The sequence below is a fragment of the Bifidobacterium sp. genome, assembly GCF_050874245.1.
Lineage (GTDB): Bacteria > Actinomycetota > Actinomycetes > Actinomycetales > Bifidobacteriaceae > Bifidobacterium.
On the sequence record NZ_JBNMKH010000155.1, the window covers coordinates 1 to 2,199 of the forward strand.

4 protein-coding genes are annotated in these 2,199 nt (G+C 64.5%); all 4 read left to right on the forward strand.

The features are described 5' to 3' along the window. Positions 1-313, forward strand: a 313-nt coding sequence (locus tag ACR0P8_RS09410; RefSeq protein ID WP_432624806.1) for a hypothetical protein, incomplete at its 5' end; no start/stop codon positions are given. Beyond that, positions 310-525, forward strand: a complete 216-nt coding sequence (locus ACR0P8_RS09415) for a hypothetical protein (protein ID WP_432624807.1) — start codon at positions 310-312, stop codon at positions 523-525. The genes ACR0P8_RS09410 and ACR0P8_RS09415, both read left to right, overlap by 4 nt. 48 nt (positions 526-573) lie before the next feature. Further along, a complete protein-coding gene (locus tag ACR0P8_RS09420; protein WP_432624808.1) occupies positions 574-903 on the forward strand; it encodes a hypothetical protein in 330 nt (109 codons plus the stop codon). A 1-nt stretch (position 904) separates the two neighbouring features. Next, the coding region (locus ACR0P8_RS09425) for a HipA domain-containing protein (protein ID WP_432624809.1) at positions 905-2,199 on the forward strand (1,295 nt) is incomplete at its 3' end.

Here is a 2,199-nt window from a genome sequence, read left to right on the forward strand (position 1 = left end):
GAACATGGACGTGCTCAAGACCCTGCTCTCGAACGGCTGGCGCGTGGTCCGCGCCGACGCGTTGCCCGGAGCCGCGGCCGACCCGCCCCTGCCGCCCGCACTCGTCTACATCCTGGCCCGGGACGAATCGGCCGCGTCTGACGACGATGCCGCCATGGAGCGCGCCGCGGCCGCCATGTTCCGTTTGGACACCGACTGGGCCTCCGACGACCCGACCGACGCCGAGGTGGCCGGCCGGCGGGGCGGACAGCTGGACGCCATGCGCGATGGGTACCTGCGTCTCGCCCGCGCCGCGCTGAAGGCGGCCCGATGACGGACTGGACCCGGTTCGAGCCCGAGGCGCTCGAAGGGCGCACGGCCCACGCCCACACGGTCGAAGGCACCTGCGTGACGGGCCGCCTCGCCCGCGTCGCCGGTCCCATCGACCAACTTGTCTTCGAGGGCGTGCTCCAGCCGGTGCTGCTGCGCCTGCACGGCGGGCATTGGAGGCTCGCCGGCGGATGGCATGATCTGGAGATTCTCTAGCCCAGCCATGGGACGCATGGCATAATGGTTTTCAGGAGGTGTTTTGCCATGGCCGGATTGGAGTACCGTTTTCCGCCTTTGACCGAGGAGGAGAAGGAGCGTGGCAGAAGGCGTTTTCTGAACGCCCGCAGATCGAATGCCGCCAGATATTACAAGGACAGCGAGTCCCTGCGCCTCGACCTCGGGTCCGAAATGAAGCGTAAGGGTCTTACCGTAAGGATCCTATCCCAGAAGTCGGGAGAATCCGAAAAAGACGTCGACTTCCTTGTTGGGCATGGATACGCCCCGGTCGGAACGACAATGAAGGTACTCGCCGCCCTTGGCGTCAAACCGGCGAACCTTCCCCGCGAATGCATCACATGCCACATAGGGGCCTGATGTGGATTCCCTGTATGTCTGGTCCGACTCCCGTTTCGTAGGCCGTTTCGACCGAAACGGCGATGACGTCGCCTTCTCCTACGCCGAAGGGGCCTTTCCCATATCATTAAGCCTGCCTTTGACGGGCGGATGGCTCCGCAAGGCCCCGATACGTTTCCTGGATAATCTTCTCCCTGATAATCCGGCCATACGGGCGGTCATGGCGCAGGAGACCAACGCCGCCTCCGCCGACACCTTTGACCTGCTTGACAGCGCCGACGTGTCCGGAGGGCTGGTGTTCACCCGTTCCGAGACGCCCCCTTCGCCGCCATCGTCGGGGAATCCGATAGTGGCCTCCGATAAGGAGGTGGCCGCCCGAATCGCCCGGATCAAGGCCGGGGCGGCGGAAAGCTGGTGGGATTCCGACGTGCATGCCCGTTTCTCCCTCGCCGGCAACCAGCCGAAATTCTCCCTGGCCCGGATCGACGGTTACTGGTTCTGGTCGGATGCATCGACGCCATCCACCCACATCCTCAAACCTGGCGACCCGCATCGCCCCGGCGTCGAGGAGAACGAGGCCGCATCCATGGGACTGTCCGCCCTTTGCGGCGTGCCGACCCCGAAGGCCGGCGTCATCGGATTCGAGGGGCGGACGTCGTACATCGTCGAACGCTTCGACCGCGAAAGGAATGTCGACGGAACGGTCCGCCGCGTCCACACGGAGGACATGATGCAGGCCATCGGGGATGACTCCAAGCACAAGTACGGCGTCAAGGCGAAGCAGGTCATATCCGTATTGAGGAGGGCCGACCCGACCGACGTCCTGGCGTACGAATGGATTCGCCGGCTGGCTTTGAACACGTCCATCAGCAATGCGGACGCGCACGCCAAGAACTATTCCGTCATCTTCCGCCCAGAGGGCGTCGGAATCGCCCCGATGTACGATGTGCTCACCACGACGTACTGGCCGGACGTGGACCGAAGCCTTCCGATGGAGATAGGCGGCGCCCGTGGTGCCAGGCAGTTGACGCCGCACCATTGGCGCAGGCTGGCCGGGGACAACGGGCTGGACCCCGACAGGGTCGAGGAGACGGCCCGCACCATGGCCTGGCTGGTGCTGGAGCACGCGGACGAAGCGTACCGCGGTCTGCCGGAACGAATGGCGGGCGACCTGAAAAGGCAACTGGAGCTGGCAAACGAGCGGATCGAGCCGATAAGGCCCACGACATCATCCCCGACATCGAAGACGATAGAGTCCCATGAGGGCATGGTCCATGTGGTCGCGCATTCCCGTGACGGTCATGCCGTGCATGAATA